Below are 14,538 nucleotides of genomic sequence, written 5' to 3' on the forward strand. Positions count from 1 at the left end.
CAGGAGTGCTCCTAGCCACAAGGCGTCTTCGTATGGAACATCTACATTTCCTTTTCCCCGAAATAATCGAGATATTGGCTAGGTGTCCCGTTCGCGTATTTTTTGAAGATGCTGATAAAGTATTTATAATCACTAAAGCCGATGTCCTGCGCAATCGTATAGACTTTGCCTTCCCCGGCCTTCAGCAAATCTATCGACTTCTGAATGCGATAACGGTTCAAAAAGTCATTGAACGTGTAGCTGGTCTCGGCTTTGAACTTCTGGTTCAAGTAATAGGCGCTTAATCCAAGCTCCTCGACCAGATCATGAATACTGATTTTTTTCGGATAATTCTCCTGGACATAAGCAATCATTCGGGATACGTACTTCGAGGTCTTCGTCTCTTTCTCCAGGAAACGGCTGTTCAAGATCTCCTCTTTCTCCTGCGGGTGGCTTACGATAATCTCATATTTGCGCTGCAGCTCGACCTTTGCTTTTGCCGATTCCAGCGCCTCGATTAGCTGATCGTCCTCCAGCGGCTTCACCAGGAACTCGGTCACACCTAGCTGGATCGCTTGCTTCGCCAAATGAAACTCATTGTAACCCGAGATGATAATGCTGCTGAAGGTGTGCTTCTCTAACCCTTCGCGAATCATGGTGATGCCATCCATCATCGGCATATTGATATCCGTAATGACGATATCCGGCTTATGCTCATAGATTTTCTCCAGCCCATCTTGGCCGTTCAGCCCTTCCTCGATCACGATGCAATCATATTTCAACCAATCGATGCTAAATCGGATCCCGCGGCGGATCATATCCTCGTCTTCCACCAACAGCACTTTATACATCTAACCCACTCCTCTCCAAAGGAATTGTTATGGTCACACAGGTACCTTGTCCCTGGGCGCTACGAATATGAATGCCAGACGACTCGCCGTACAGGAGAAGCAATCGCCGATGTACATTGTAGAGCCCGATATGCTGCGTCGAGTTATTCTGGCTCTGCAAGATACGATGGACCGCAGCCAGCGTCTGTTCATCCATCCCTCGGCCATTGTCCTGCACCTCGAGCAGCAGCTTGCCTTCATGCACGTACACCCGAATCTCGATGAGGATGCTGCTCTGATTCTGATAACCATATTTGATCGCGTTCTCGATAAAAGGCTGCAGTAGCAGCTTCGGAATGAAGACCTCTTGCGTCTCCTCTGTCACTTCCATGCGGTACGCCAGTCGTTCATTGAATCGAATCTGCTGAAGCTTCAAGTAATCCCGAACATAATTCATGTCGTCCTTCAACTTCACACTGCGATCATGACCGATGCTGTACCGCAGCAACCGAGACAGCAGAATCACGATCTCTTGCGCTTGATTCGCATCGATCTTGATTGCATAACGGAGTGTCTCCAGCACGTTAAAAATAAAATGCGGATGGAACTGCGCCTGCAGCTGCTTCACTTCGATCATCGTGCTAAGCTCAGACAGCTCTTTATTTTTCTCCAGCAAATCCTGCAGCCGTACGAGCATCGCATTATATTCGCGCCCCAGCGTCTCAAACTCGTCCCCGGTCCGAATATCGACATAACCGTCCAGCTTCCCTTCCCGCAGCATATCCAGCGCGGCGACGAATTGGTCAATCGACTCCGAATTGCGCGCGGACATCTTGTTCGACAGGAATTGAAGCAAGAACCACAGCAGGATGCATGTCACGACCACAAAAATCGTCACCGTATAATACGTGTACTGCTCCGAATGATAGGAATTCAGCGTAAAGACTTGCAGTGGGGTGCCTGGAATAGGCTTCGAATACATATAGTAACTACCGTTATTGATCTCCGCATGTCCCTGACCGTCCAGCGTCGGCTGGAATTTATTCAAGACCCCTTTAGTAATGTTGCTCGTGGTCGCAATGATCGTCTTATATTCATCGGTAATGACTGCGATTTCATTATTTTGCTCGAAGATGAGCTTCTGAAAATCCGCTTCGTACAGTTGATAGACAATATAGCCAATGGTATAGCCATCCTTCACAATCGCTCGTCCAAAAGAATAGCTCGTGTTCCGTTCATGCGAATATCGGAAGCTGTTCATCTCCGTCACCGTATCCTGCGGATACAGCTCCACCCGATGAACGAAATTACGAAATGAGAAGTCGGAATCGAGCATATTCGTTGGCGCCGACGTCGCGAGGAAGATCCCGCCTCGGTTCAGAATGTGGAAGATACTCTTCACCTTCTGATGGCTGTTGAATTCATAGAATTCCGAATAGACCTTCTCGCTTCCCAGATGTGTGCTCACGTAATCCACGACGGCTGGCGATTTCGCCATACGTTCAATCTCGTCATGGTATTGTTGATAGACTTCTTCGATGGAATGGCTAATGGACTGCGCAGCTTGATTCGTTCGCTGCATGAGATTGATTCGGCCGTTCACGATCGTGAATGCGACGAATAAGATCATGAGGATCGCAAAGGGTATCATCGTATAGATGCGAAACAATCGACGCGTCGATTCTCTGAAATTGCGGTGTTTGGTATGCTTCATGCGGACCTCCGGGCGATGTGCTTCACGGCGCTTTCCTTCAGTGTAAGGAATAAGCTAGATATTCGTCCATGGTAATAAACTCTAAATGTCAAAACAAGCCGACCCTTCTTCCTAGGTGCCGACTTGTATGATAGATCCTTGTTATAGCGATACTTCTTTCTGCCCAGAGAGCTTCAGGAAGACCAGCAGCGAAATCACAGTAATCACGGTCAATATGGTAGATAAAGCTGCTGCGACACCATAGTTGCCCCGAATGACTTCGGTATAAATCGCTACGGTAACTGTCTTCGTCTTGCCCGTGTATAAGATGATCGAGGTGCTAAGCTCCGTAATGATCGTCACCCAGCTTAGAATGGCTCCCGAAACCACGCCTGCAACCATCATCGGCAGCGTAATCTTGAAGAAAGTCCGCATCTGGGAAGCACCCAAGCTGATCGCCGCTTCTTCAATGCCTCCGTTGATCTGATGCAAAATCGCTGCACTGGATCGGATCGTATAAGGGAGGCGCCTGATGACGAATGAAATGATCATGATGAATGCGGTCCCGCTCAGCGCTAATGGCTTATCGTTAAATGTTATGAGCAAGGCAATCCCTAAGATCGAGCCCGGAACGATATAAGGGAACATCGTGAAAATATCGAGCGTATTCGTTAAGGCATTCCGCCGGCGAACCGTAACATACGCGATCAAGATAGCCAACAGGATGATCACGACGAGCGATACGATCGCAAGCATGAATGTATTCGCAATGACGCCGCCGATATTGCTGAACGCATCGATATAACTCTGCAGCGAGTAGCCATCGACGAAGATTCGACCGTTTGTCTTGAGGAATGACGTATAAATGACATACAGCTGCGGCAGCAGTGCAATCAACGTATACAGATAGATCACCGCATGCGCCACAATATTGCCGATGCCCGATTTCTTTTTCGCTTCAATCGGATGCAAGGCGCTCATCGTGAACGATTTGCGGTTCGAGACATATTTCTGCAGCAAGAAGATAACCGTAGCGAAGAGAACGACAATGACGCTGATCGCAGCGGCAAATCCATCATCGCCGCCGACTTCGCTAATAAATTCGTTAAAGATCAGGACCGGCACGGTCTTGAACCCTTCCCCGATCAACATCGGCGTACCGAAGTCGGCAAGCGCCCGCATGAATACAAGCAGTCCGCCTGCAAGCAGCGTAGGCGTAATCAGCGGCAGCAGAACCTTACGCATTTTGTTAAAGCCTTTGTATCCCATGCTCTCTGCTGCTTCCATCAGCGATTGGTCGACATTCTTCAGGGCGCCGGATACATACATAAAGATCAGCGGTACCATCTGTAACGTCAGAACAACAAGAATTCCCGTAAATCCATATATATCAGGCATCGTGAACCCGAACACATTTTTGATAAATTGGGTAATGACGCCATTGCGGCCTAAGAGCAAGATCCAGGAGTAAGCACCAATGAATGGAGCTGACATCGACGAGATCAGAATCATGATACGAATCGCGGAATTTCCTTTTATTTTAACCGTAGCCATCAGATAGGCAAGCGGCGTTGCGATCAGTGCAGACAATGCGGTAACGCAGACGGTAACTTTAATACTGTTGAATAGTGCGTTCAGATAATATGGTTTACTGAAAAATTTTGTAAAATACGCGAGCGAAAAATCGCCAGTTGTGCCGTTGTAGAAGCTCTTCACAAGCATCGTAAATAATGGGAGTGCAAGGAACAGAAGGTAGAACACGAAGATGAGCAATGAAATGTTCGTCCAAATATCAAACCGTCTCCGGGTATCCCTCATCGCTGATCGCCCCTTGTATAGTTCAATTCCCCTGCCGCGTCGTACACATTAATCTTATCTGTCTTCATTTTCAGGTAGATCACTTCGCCTGGAGCAAGGATTTGCGTCGTCTTCGACTCCTGCGTGATCTCAATCCGTTGACCGCCTTTAAGATCTACGAAGTAATGCGTGTTCTGTCCTAAAAATACACTATGAACGATCTTCGCTTGGAGCCCGCTGTTGTCTTCTGTGATGATGAACTCTTCCGGGCGAACCGAGACTTGAACTGGAATCACCTTTTGCGGATGAGGAACGCGAACATGGGTCACCTGCTCTGTATAGTCAGATCCGATTTGCACCTTATAGCCGCCATCCTCTTGGATCAACGTCCCTTCGAGAATGTTCGTACGGCCGATGAAGGTTGCTACGAATACATTCGCCGGGCGCTGATAGATCTCTTGCGGTGTGCCTAGATGCTGAATAACCCCTGATTTCATAACGGCGATCCGATCCGATACAGCCATCGCTTCTTCTTGGTCATGCGTGACATAGACGGTCGTAATCCCCACATCTCTCTGAATATCCTTGATCGCATTTCGCATGTCGATCCGAAGCTTCGCATCCAGATTCGACAGCGGCTCGTCCATGAGAAGCACATCCGGCCTGATGACGATTGCCCGCGCAAGCGCTACGCGCTGCTGTTGTCCACCCGATAGATTTTTCGGCATCCGGTCTTTATACTGTTCGATTTGCACGACCTTCAGAATGTCATCGACTTTCGCCGCAATTTGCTCCTTCGGAATTTTCCGGTTCTCTAGCCCGAACGCGATATTGCCTTTCACCGTCAAGTGCGGGAAAATCGCATAGTTCTGGAACACCATACCGATGTTTCGTTTGCCTGGTTCGACTTGATTAATGACTCGCTCGTTGAAATTGATCGTCCCGCCTTCAATGCTGTTGAAGCCTGCGATCATGCGAAGCAGTGTTGTTTTCCCGCATCCGGAAGGACCGAGAAGGGTGAAGAACTCACCCTTCTTAATCTCCAGGGACAACGCAGGAATGACCGTCGTATCTGCATATTTTTTGACTAAGTCTTTGATCGTTATGGTTACGCTCATGGTTGTCACCTATTTCTTTCGTTTATTTTGTGCTTGTGAATACGTCTGTGTAATGCTCGATGATTTTGGATTTGTTTTTGCTCACGTAATCCGTGTCTTCGTCGATCATGTTGATCTTGCTGTAAGGCGTCATATAGTCACCAAGCTTCGTATCTTTGCGAAGTGGACGGTTCGTCAATTGGGTGCCGAATGCGTCTTGCGCCTCTTGGGATAAGATGAAATCAATAAATTTCTTCGCATTCTCCATATGCGGCGCGCCTTTGATAATGCCGGACGCGGCATCCAGGAATACAGCGCCTTCCTTCGGATACACAACTTCGACTGGTGCTCCGTTACGTACATACGTGCTCGCAGGGTCTTCGTACGTCAAGCCAACCACATATTCTCCGTCCGCGACACTCTTGTGTACCGCACCGGAACCGCTTGCAATTTTACCGTCAAGATTCTTAATCAATTCGCTAACGTAGTTCCAGCCCTTCTCGTTCTCATAATCGCCGCCCATCGCCTTGAGCATATTCGTCAGCTGTGCGAACGCCGAACTCGAGCTTGCTGGGTCAGCTGAAGCGATTTTTCCTTTGAGCTCTGGATTTAACAGATCCGCATAACTATCGATCTTGATATTGCCGATCAAGTTCTTATTCACTAAGAGAACGCTTCCATCAGAGATGTAAGGGGTAGCAAAACCAGATTTATTACGATGGCCTTCAATTAGAAATTCATCATTTGGCGACACATAAGGCTCGTACAAGTCTGCATTCTCCAAATACCCTGCCATGGAACCACCGAACATGACGTCAGCATATGGGTTCTGTTTTTCGGATTGTAAGCGCTTAACAATTTCGCCAGTTCCAGCCGTTACGAGTTCAACTGTAATCCCTGTCTGCTTCTCGAACATCGGAATAATCGTCTTAATAATCTCTTCGCTGTTCGGGCTGTAGACCACCAGCTTATTGGATGGACCCGACTCCTTCTCCCCACCACCACAGGCTGTAAGCGCTGTCATAACAAGCATACATACGATGATGAGCATCGAAAACTTCTTCATTTCTATTTCCCCCTCGAACTGAGTTGTGTTTGTTTCTTGTTTACAATGTAATTGTAGCAAGAGTGCATAGGCAGCTGAATCCTATAATCCGCAAACATCGTCTAAAATACGCAACTGATATTTTGTCGCTAGATAAGAGGATCAGTGCCTTGCATGCCGAATAGAATATGTCCCCCATTCAAAACGAAAGTAGGTGTACGTCATGATTGATTACGGAAAAGATCTCTTTAAAGGCACTGCGTGGTACTATGCCAGATATCGTCCGCTTTATCCCGCGTCTTTGATTCGGCATCTCGTCGACAAGTTCGCGCTCGATGGCGAAGGACGGCTGCTCGACCTCGGATGCGGTACAGGCCAGCTCGTGCTACGGTTCCAGGATTGGTTCGAAGACATCGTCGGCATCGATCCCGAACCTGAGATGCTGGAGGAAGCGAGACGATTGTCTCTGGAACATCGCGTCAGCCATGTACAGTGGCTGGAAGGAAAAGCAGAGGATCGTGCAGGTGACCTGGGTTCTTACCGCCTCGTCACGATCGCCAAAGCGTTTCACTGGATGGATCGGGAGACGGTCCTCGACCTGATGTATCGCCACACCGTTGATCGTGGCGGCATAGCCATAATCGGGAACGATTCAGAGAAACACGAGCCGCTGCCTTGGCAGCTCAAAGTCAATGAAGTCGTCGCGAAGTGGCTTGGCAAAGAGCGACGAGCAGGCAATAGTACGTATCAGCCGCCGACAGAACGGTTTGAGGATACCTTGGCGAAATCGAGATATCAGAACATCGAGAAGCACGTGCTGCCCCCTTATGCTGTGAAATGGACCACGGAATCGATCATCGGAAATCTATACTCGACTTCTTTCGGTGCACGTCGATTTTTCGGCGATGATCTGGAGCGATTCGAGGATGAGCTTCGATCCGCGCTGCTCGCAATCAACCCGTCGGACGAGTTTGTAGAAGAGCAATCCATTGCGGTGATCACAGGGATGAAGCTCGGATAGAGGGTGGCCGAGGCAGGGTTGAGACCAAGGACTGAAGCGAGGGGCTATTGTAGCATCTAATGAGCGGTCGAAGCCAAGTTACAGGGGCTCTTTGATGCGAGGTCGAATTCTCATCTTGTACGAAGTCGAATTCACGACCTCGTCCTCTTGCACCGTTCCATGTAAGGTCTGCTGCAACGTCAATGTAGTGGCTAACGAACCATGGTATCCTTATATAGCAAAATTGGCGTGGTTAATGCCGGTAACGAACCCTGGACACGCTATTGCACTGAAATACAGCTCATTAGGCACCTATATGCGGAAATAACGCCGCCAGGATTCATTAGCGTCTAAAATGATCTGTTTTCGCAGGATTAAGCATCATACGATTCGTTAGAATTTGATATTGGGAGGTTCGATGAACGCATGAAGCAGATTTACGTTGTCCGGCATTGCCAAGCGGAAGGACAAGCCGCAGACGCTCCATTAACGGCAGTGGGTCAGGAACAGGCTCAGGATCTTGCAGCCTTCCTTGCTGACAGACCTATCGACTATATCGTGTGCAGTCCCTACGTTCGGGCTTGCGATACGATTGCACCGCTCGCCATGCAGCTTGGCATTGAGGTGCAGCTCGATGAGCGATTAACGGAGCGGGTCCTATCGGAACAGAACTGCCCGGATTGGATGGACATGCTCCGCGCCACCTATGACGACTTGGAGCTATGCTTCGAAGGCGGAGAATCCAGCCGTATGGCGATGCAACGGGTCGTTCAAGTTGTGCAAGAGATGTTGGAGCGTCCGGGCGAGCATGCCGTGCTCGTGTCGCATGGCAACCTGATCTCGCTGCTACTGAAGTATTTTGATGATGGCTTTGGGTTCGAACAATGGCGCGCACTATCCAACCCGGACGTCTATCTGCTGTCCTTCAGCGACTACCAACAACCGAGCATGACACGCCTATGGCTGAAATAACAAAAGAGGGGCTGATCGCCCCTCTTTTGATTCATTTCTTAAATTTTCTACGAATCTCCTCCAGCTTCGCATGAAGCTCATCCTCCAAGTCATAGTCGAAATAGTTCGCTAATTTACACAGATAAGCCAGACAATCCGCCAACTCTTTTCCCAAATTCGCTCGAACCTCTTGTTTGGCTTGCCTAAAAGCTGCATTCTGATCTAAGCCTGTCTCGGTGAGGTCCTTCGTTCGATAGAGAATGGTTCGGAATTCCTCGGCCACCTCCGTCGTGAGCAGCATGTGAATGTATAACAGGAACTCCTTACTCGATTGAAAATCATCCCGATCTACCTTGTCCCACCCCATATCCTACTGAAAGGTTTGATAATAGGCTTGTACGTTCTTCATCTTCATGTCTTGTCCATCCTCTCGTGATCCGTTTATTACCATTACTCTAGGTTGATTCCGTCGTAATGGGAAGATATGATAGAGGAAGAGATGATTGGAAGGGGAATTGAACATCCGTATGTGTCCGCACTTGTCATGATCGATAAACTAAATCGCATACCGCGCTCTTATCGTTAAGGGGTGGAGTATGCCATTTTATGATCATACAAGGACTGACTGCCACGCGGGGTTCATCGATCCATCGGCGAAGCGGATACGGCTGTGTATCGGCTTTTTTATATTGTTGGAAATCATGCATCTCTGTTGACCCTGCGCTAGCCGTGTCCATAATTCATGGAGGGATGACGCAATGACAGCCATTCAACAACAACAAATCGCGATCGTGACTGGAGCAAGCAATGCACGAGGTATCGCTGCCGCGACCTGTCGCAAGTTAGCAGAACAATCGATCGATATATTCTTTACGTATTGGCAATCGGAGCCGGACTGGCCGGCATTATTCGAGCAAGAGCTTGCTCGCCACGGGATTCGATGCGCAAGCATGGAGCTCGATTTATCGCATGTCGATGTGCATAACACGCTGCTAGACCACGTAGCGGATGAACTCGGATGCCCGACGATTCTGATCAACTGCGCCGCCCATTCCGCCGATTCGAACTATCAGGATCTGACGGCGAAGACGCTCGATGACCACTATTATACGAACGTCAGAGCAACGTCCATGTTATGCGTGGAATTCGCTCGCCGCTACGAGCGACTGAACTTATCATCAGGCCGGATCATCAACTTAACATCGGGCCAAGGCTTAGGTCCGATGCCTGGGAACCTGGCGTATGCCGCATCCAAGGCCGCGATCTCTGCCTTTAGCGAATCGTTATCCGCGGAGCTGGCCCACCTGGGCATCACGGTCAATGCGGTAAATCCCGGTCCGACCGACACCAACTGGATGACGGATGAGATTCGTACGCACATCCTAGCGAAAAGCCCGATGGGACGGATTGGACGCCCAGATGACGCTGCACGCGTCATCGCATTCCTCGCGAGCGAGGATGCGCAGTGGATTACAGGACAGGTGATTCATTCGGAAGGCGGATTTTATCGGGGATAACCCTATGCGATTGTAAAAAAAGAGGGGCATACGGCCCCTCTTTTCCAATTATGACGACTGCTCATCTTAGATGGCCATCTGCATAATAATCGATTCCAAAGTCCGCCCGAACAGTTGTTTCGCTCAACTTGCCGCTCTACAGCCAATTTAACTGCTAAAAAGCAGTTATTTCACTCAACTAGCTGCTCTACCTCCGATTTAACTGCTTAAATGCAGTTATTTCGCTCAACTTGCCGCTCTTTCGCCAATTTAACTGCTAAAATGCAGTTATTTCGCTCAACTTGTCGCTCTACAACCGATTTAACTGCAAAAAAGCAGTTGTTTCGCTCAACTTGCCGCTCTACAGCCGATTTAACTGCTAAAAAGCAGTTGTTTCGCTCAAACTTACCGTTCTATCGCCAATTTAACTGCTAAAATGCAGTTATTTCGCTCAACTTGCCGCTCTACCTCCGATTTAACTGCTAAAAAGCAGTTATTTCACTCAACTTGCCACTCTACAGCCAATTTAACTGCAAAAAAGCAGTTATTTCGCTCAACTTGCCACTCTACAGCCAATTTAACTGCTAAAAAGCAGTTATTTCGCTCAACTTGCCGCTCTTTCGCCAATTTAACTACTAAAATGCAGTTGTTTCGCCCAACTAGCCGCTCTACAGCCGATTTAACTGCTAAAATGCAGTTATTTCGCCCAACTTGCCGCTCTACCTCCGATTTAACTGCTAAAATGCAGTTGTTTCGCCCAACTTACCGCACTCCAGCCAGATTAACTGCTAAAATGCAGTTATTTCGCTCAACTTGCCACTCTACCTCCAAATTAACTGCAAAAAAGCAGCTATTTCGCTCAACTGGCCGCTCTACTGCCAATTTAACTGATAAAAAGCAGTTATTTCGCTCAACTAAGCCGCTCTACAGCCAATTTAACTGCTAAAATGCAGTTATTTCGCTCAACTTACCGCACTCCAACCAATTTAACTGATAAAAAGCAGTTATTTCGCTCAACTTGCCGCTCTACAGCCAATTTAACTGCTAAAAAGCAGTTATTTCGCTCAAACTTACCGTTCTATCGCCAATTTAACTGCTAAAAAGCAGTTATTTCGCTCAACTTGCTGCACTCCAGCCGATTTAACTGCTTAAAAACAGTTATTTCGCTCCCTAGCCCCGCCAGCTCTCCCCATAACGAAAACAACAAGCTACCACCGATCAATGATCAGCGGCAGCTTGTGTGTTCTTGCGATAATCGTTTGGCGTAATGCCATTGTTCTTCTTAAAGATCCGATAGAAATACGAGCTATTCGTAAAACCAGTTTTCTCCGCAACCTCAGACACGGTGTAGTCGGATAAACGCAGCAGTTCTTTTGCTTTGTTCATGCGCATCTCGCCGATAACATCCGATAGTGAATTCACGGTCAATTGCTTGTAAAGCCGGCTCAGATAAATCGGCGACATCGACAGCTGATCCGCGATGAAATTCAAGGAAAGATTCGGATCGCTGTAGTGCTGCGTGATGATCTCATGCACTTTGTTGACAAAATCATCATGCTTCGTGCTGCGTTTCTCCCCTAGCAAACGGCTAATGTCATCGAACAGCTGGAAGAACACCGACTGAACCTCATCCATGGTCTCCACTTGATTCAATAAGGAGATCGACGTATCGAACTCCGGGGTGACGAGAAATGCATTGTTCCTCGATAAGGATCTCAAAATGTTATTGATCGTAAGTGTTAAATGCGCGATAACCAATTGGATGACGGCAAAAGGGTACTGCTCGGTTTCACGGACAATAGAACGGTATATCCCCTTGGCTTCATCTGCACTGCCTTTCATGATGCACTCGACGAGCTGTTTCTCTTTTTGGGCAGGGAACACATATTCATCGGATTTCAAATTCCTCATGTCCTCCGCGAACAAGATACTGCCATGTCCTTGGAACAGCCGATACATCGATGCCTCCATCACCTGCATATACATGCGAGCCCATTGCTCAACCGACTCCATCCTAGGACTGACCGTGAACGAAATGGATAGCTGCAGATGATGAAGAATTGACGTTTGCATTTGCGTGATCATCTCCAACATGGTCTGCCTCTCTGACTCCTGCTGCAGGGTTCGCGTATTCAGCACCAGCACCATATGATTTTCACCCATATCCATCGTCTCGACGGCATAAGAAGCGGATGCAATTTCAGCGCAAATATTCGTCATCGCATACTTCAGCAGCTTCAAATCCTCTTGATAATGCTGGGACCAATGCGCATATCGATCCATTTTGAGCAGAACGAGACAGGTCGGATGGTCGATCCGTAATGGCGACTCAAAATAATACAGCTTTTCCTGTAATATTCCATCAGGATACGTTTCCCGTCCTAATATCGTATTCCGCAGGAAATCCTGCTTCAGAATCACCTGATGATTACGCCGCTCCGCTTCCAGCGTCTTGAATTTGCGCAGCACTTTATCGAATGGACGATACACCCGATGCGAAGAAATGTACGAAATACATAATCCGAGCAGCAAAATCCCTACAATAATGTAAATGGTTCGATACCGCATTAGATTAATGTCATGCGTAATGTCGTTGTATGGCGTGATGCGAACGTATCGCCACCCTAACGAATCTGGAGATGTATAAGAGACAAGTGAGCGGACACCATTCACCTGATCGACAAAATAAGAAGAAGCATTCGTATCCTTCAAAATGTTCTGGATATAGCTTACCCCCGACAAATCCGTCAGCATCGGCCGATTCCAATTCCCCGAATAAAGAATCCCCTTCTCATTCATGATGAATGTCTGCTCTCCCGCTGGATCCTCATCCGCCTGTTCCACGCGTTGACTCAGCCATTTGTCCGATATATTCACGACAACCGCCGTATTTAGAAAATCATTGTCATTAATGAAGTTGTAACACAAATACGTGTAGCTAGAGACTTGCGTCATTTCCATGGAACCGATGCTGTACGTTCTTGGAATCGGCTGAAAAGGTTTATATTGTCTGAAATCATTGAAAATCGCTAGAATCCCCTCGTCATCCAGTCCGGATTTCGGTTGAATGCCGTTACGAATGTTCGGTGAGCTGATGTAGAACTGATTCGATTTCGCATTGTAGACATAGATGGATTCAATGAACGGCAAGGAAGCCCGATAATTGTCCAGCTGCTGCTGCGCAAAGATCACGTCATAAATATTGGGACTAGCATAATAGAGCAATTTCGAGACCGCCGAATCGTTATAAATCTGGGAAGACAAAGAGGTTGCCGTCTCCGTCATTTTGGATACCTCACTCTTAATCTGAGACAAGCTGTTGGAATCCGCGAGATAAACCTGCTTGAGCGCGATACTCTCGAAATTGACGTACATGATCATCGATGTCGCGAGCAGTGTAAGGATGACACAACCAATAAAACTCATAAAGATTCGGTTATATACTTTTTTGTGCTCCCTGGACTCCTGCATCCCCTTCATTCATGAAACCCCTTTCATTTGGTATTGAAAGTATACCTGATCCCTATGCGTCATTCAATTCTTCCATCCAGAAAGTGAACAAATGTAGAAAAGTTACACCAATGTATAGAAAGTTCACTCCCGAAAAGTGCCGTTTGGTCAGTGTTTGCAGCAGGTTGCAGTATATTTGCCGTGTTCATTCCCTCTACACTGTGAACATCGCATTGTACTTCATTTGGGGGAGGCCATACCAGGCATGTTAAAGAAGAGAGGCTTTTTATTCGAGTTGAACAAAAATAAAATCATGTTCGCCATGCTCATTCCGACCGTCCTTTTTTTCTTAATTAACTCTTATTTCCCGATGGTCGGGATCTATTACGCCTTTACGAGTTACGATTTTGCAGGCGGGTTGTTCGGGAGTCCCTTCGTCGGACTGGATAATTTCAAATTTCTATATCAATCCGGCATCTTATGGAAACTAACACTCAATACGATTGGCTACAACCTCGTGTTCATCGTCATCGGCAATGCGCTGTCAATTGCCATAGCCATCCTGATCAGTGAGATCCGAGGAAAGTTATTTAAAAAATTGACCCAATCAATCATGTTCTTACCCTACTTCATGTCCTTCGTCTTACTCAGCGTACTCGCCTATAACATGTTCAACTTCGAGTCGGGATTCGTTAATCAACTATTGAAATCCATGGGATTGGCAGCGGTGGATATCTATAATACGCCGTGGCTATGGCCGATCCTGATCACCCTATTCTATATCTGGAAAAACCTCGGATACAGTATGGTCATCTATCTGGCTTCCATCATGGGCATTAGCGACGAATATTACGAAGCTGCTAAAATCGACGGCGCGAACATCCTCCAGCGGATCTGGCACATCACCGTTCCTATGCTGAAGCCGACCTTCGTCGTTCTCCTGTTATTTGCGCTGGGCAGCATTATGAAAGGTCAGTTCGACTTATTCTATCAACTCGTCGGCAACAACGGGCTGCTCTACAATGTCACCGACATTATTGATACGTATGTCTACCGCTCGCTCAAAGTGAATTTCGATATCGGCATGGCGACCGCTGCAGGATTGTACCAATCCTTGTTTGGGTTCGTGCTCATTATGACCGTGAACGCCATCATCCGCAAAATCAACGAAGATTACGCGCTATTCTAATTAGAACTTCG

12 protein-coding genes are annotated in these 14,538 nt (G+C 47.5%); 5 read left to right on the top strand and 7 right to left on the bottom strand.

Features of this window, described 5'->3' with window-relative positions:
* Positions 1 to 41 precede the first annotated feature (41 nt).
* The 5 genes from GCU39_RS18475 to GCU39_RS18495 all read right to left on the bottom strand — a co-directional run bounded on the left by GCU39_RS18475 (position 42) and on the right by GCU39_RS18495 (position 6,462).
* Positions 42 to 830, bottom strand: a complete 789-nt coding sequence (locus GCU39_RS18475; RefSeq protein WP_152394867.1) for a response regulator transcription factor — start codon at positions 828 to 830, stop codon at positions 42 to 44.
* A complete protein-coding gene (locus GCU39_RS18480) occupies positions 823 to 2,523 on the bottom strand; it encodes a sensor histidine kinase (RefSeq protein ID WP_152394868.1) in 1,701 nt (566 codons plus the stop codon). Before GCU39_RS18480 ends, GCU39_RS18475 begins: the two co-directional genes overlap by 8 nt.
* Before the next feature lie 141 nt (positions 2,524 to 2,664).
* Positions 2,665 to 4,320, bottom strand: coding sequence for an ABC transporter permease (locus tag GCU39_RS18485; RefSeq protein ID WP_152394869.1), 1,656 nt, complete (start codon positions 4,318 to 4,320; stop codon positions 2,665 to 2,667).
* On the bottom strand, positions 4,317 to 5,417 hold the full coding sequence (locus GCU39_RS18490) for an ABC transporter ATP-binding protein (RefSeq protein ID WP_152394870.1): 1,101 nt from the start codon (positions 5,415 to 5,417) through the stop codon (positions 4,317 to 4,319). Before GCU39_RS18490 ends, GCU39_RS18485 begins: the two co-directional genes overlap by 4 nt.
* 22 nt (positions 5,418 to 5,439) lie before the next feature.
* On the bottom strand, positions 5,440 to 6,462 hold the full coding sequence (locus tag GCU39_RS18495; protein ID WP_152394871.1) for an ABC transporter substrate-binding protein: 1,023 nt from the start codon (positions 6,460 to 6,462) through the stop codon (positions 5,440 to 5,442).
* Positions 6,463 to 6,664: 202 nt separating this feature from the next.
* Here GCU39_RS18495 and GCU39_RS18500 point away from each other — a divergent pair, with 202 nt between their 5' ends.
* Both GCU39_RS18500 and GCU39_RS18505 read left to right on the top strand, forming a co-directional pair.
* Positions 6,665 to 7,462 carry a class I SAM-dependent methyltransferase gene (locus tag GCU39_RS18500; RefSeq protein ID WP_152394872.1) on the top strand — a complete coding sequence of 266 codons (798 nt, stop codon included), beginning with the start codon at positions 6,665 to 6,667 and terminating at the stop codon, positions 7,460 to 7,462.
* A 405-nt stretch (positions 7,463 to 7,867) separates the two neighbouring features.
* Positions 7,868 to 8,413 (top strand): histidine phosphatase family protein, encoded by a 546-nt coding sequence (locus tag GCU39_RS18505; protein ID WP_152394873.1) that lies wholly within the window; start codon positions 7,868 to 7,870, stop codon positions 8,411 to 8,413.
* 31 nt (positions 8,414 to 8,444) lie between these two features.
* Here the strand turns inward: GCU39_RS18505 and GCU39_RS18510 are convergent, their stop codons facing one another.
* Positions 8,445 to 8,759 (bottom strand): hypothetical protein, encoded by a 315-nt coding sequence (locus GCU39_RS18510; RefSeq protein ID WP_227793256.1) that lies wholly within the window; start codon positions 8,757 to 8,759, stop codon positions 8,445 to 8,447.
* A gap of 391 nt (positions 8,760 to 9,150) precedes the next feature.
* Between GCU39_RS18510 and GCU39_RS18515 the strand changes: the two genes are divergently transcribed.
* On the top strand, positions 9,151 to 9,909 hold the full coding sequence (locus tag GCU39_RS18515) for an SDR family oxidoreductase (RefSeq protein ID WP_152394874.1): 759 nt from the start codon (positions 9,151 to 9,153) through the stop codon (positions 9,907 to 9,909).
* Positions 9,910 to 10,324: 415 nt separating this feature from the next.
* The gene (locus GCU39_RS18520) at positions 10,325 to 10,834 is read left to right on the top strand and encodes a hypothetical protein (protein WP_152394875.1); all 510 of its coding nucleotides are present in this window, start codon (positions 10,325 to 10,327) and stop codon (positions 10,832 to 10,834) included.
* Between the two features lie 272 nt (positions 10,835 to 11,106).
* Here GCU39_RS18520 and GCU39_RS18525 read toward each other — a convergent pair whose 3' ends face one another.
* The gene (locus GCU39_RS18525; RefSeq protein WP_193726541.1) at positions 11,107 to 13,314 is read right to left on the bottom strand and encodes a helix-turn-helix domain-containing protein; all 2,208 of its coding nucleotides are present in this window, start codon (positions 13,312 to 13,314) and stop codon (positions 11,107 to 11,109) included.
* Positions 13,315 to 13,603: 289 nt separating this feature from the next.
* Here GCU39_RS18525 and GCU39_RS18530 point away from each other — a divergent pair, with 289 nt between their 5' ends.
* Positions 13,604 to 14,527, top strand: coding sequence for an ABC transporter permease (locus tag GCU39_RS18530; RefSeq protein ID WP_152394877.1), 924 nt, complete (start codon positions 13,604 to 13,606; stop codon positions 14,525 to 14,527).
* Positions 14,528 to 14,538: the final 11 nt, after the last annotated feature.

The organism is Paenibacillus guangzhouensis (assembly GCF_009363075.1).
Classification (GTDB): Bacteria; Bacillota; Bacilli; order Paenibacillales; family Paenibacillaceae; genus Paenibacillus_K; species Paenibacillus_K guangzhouensis.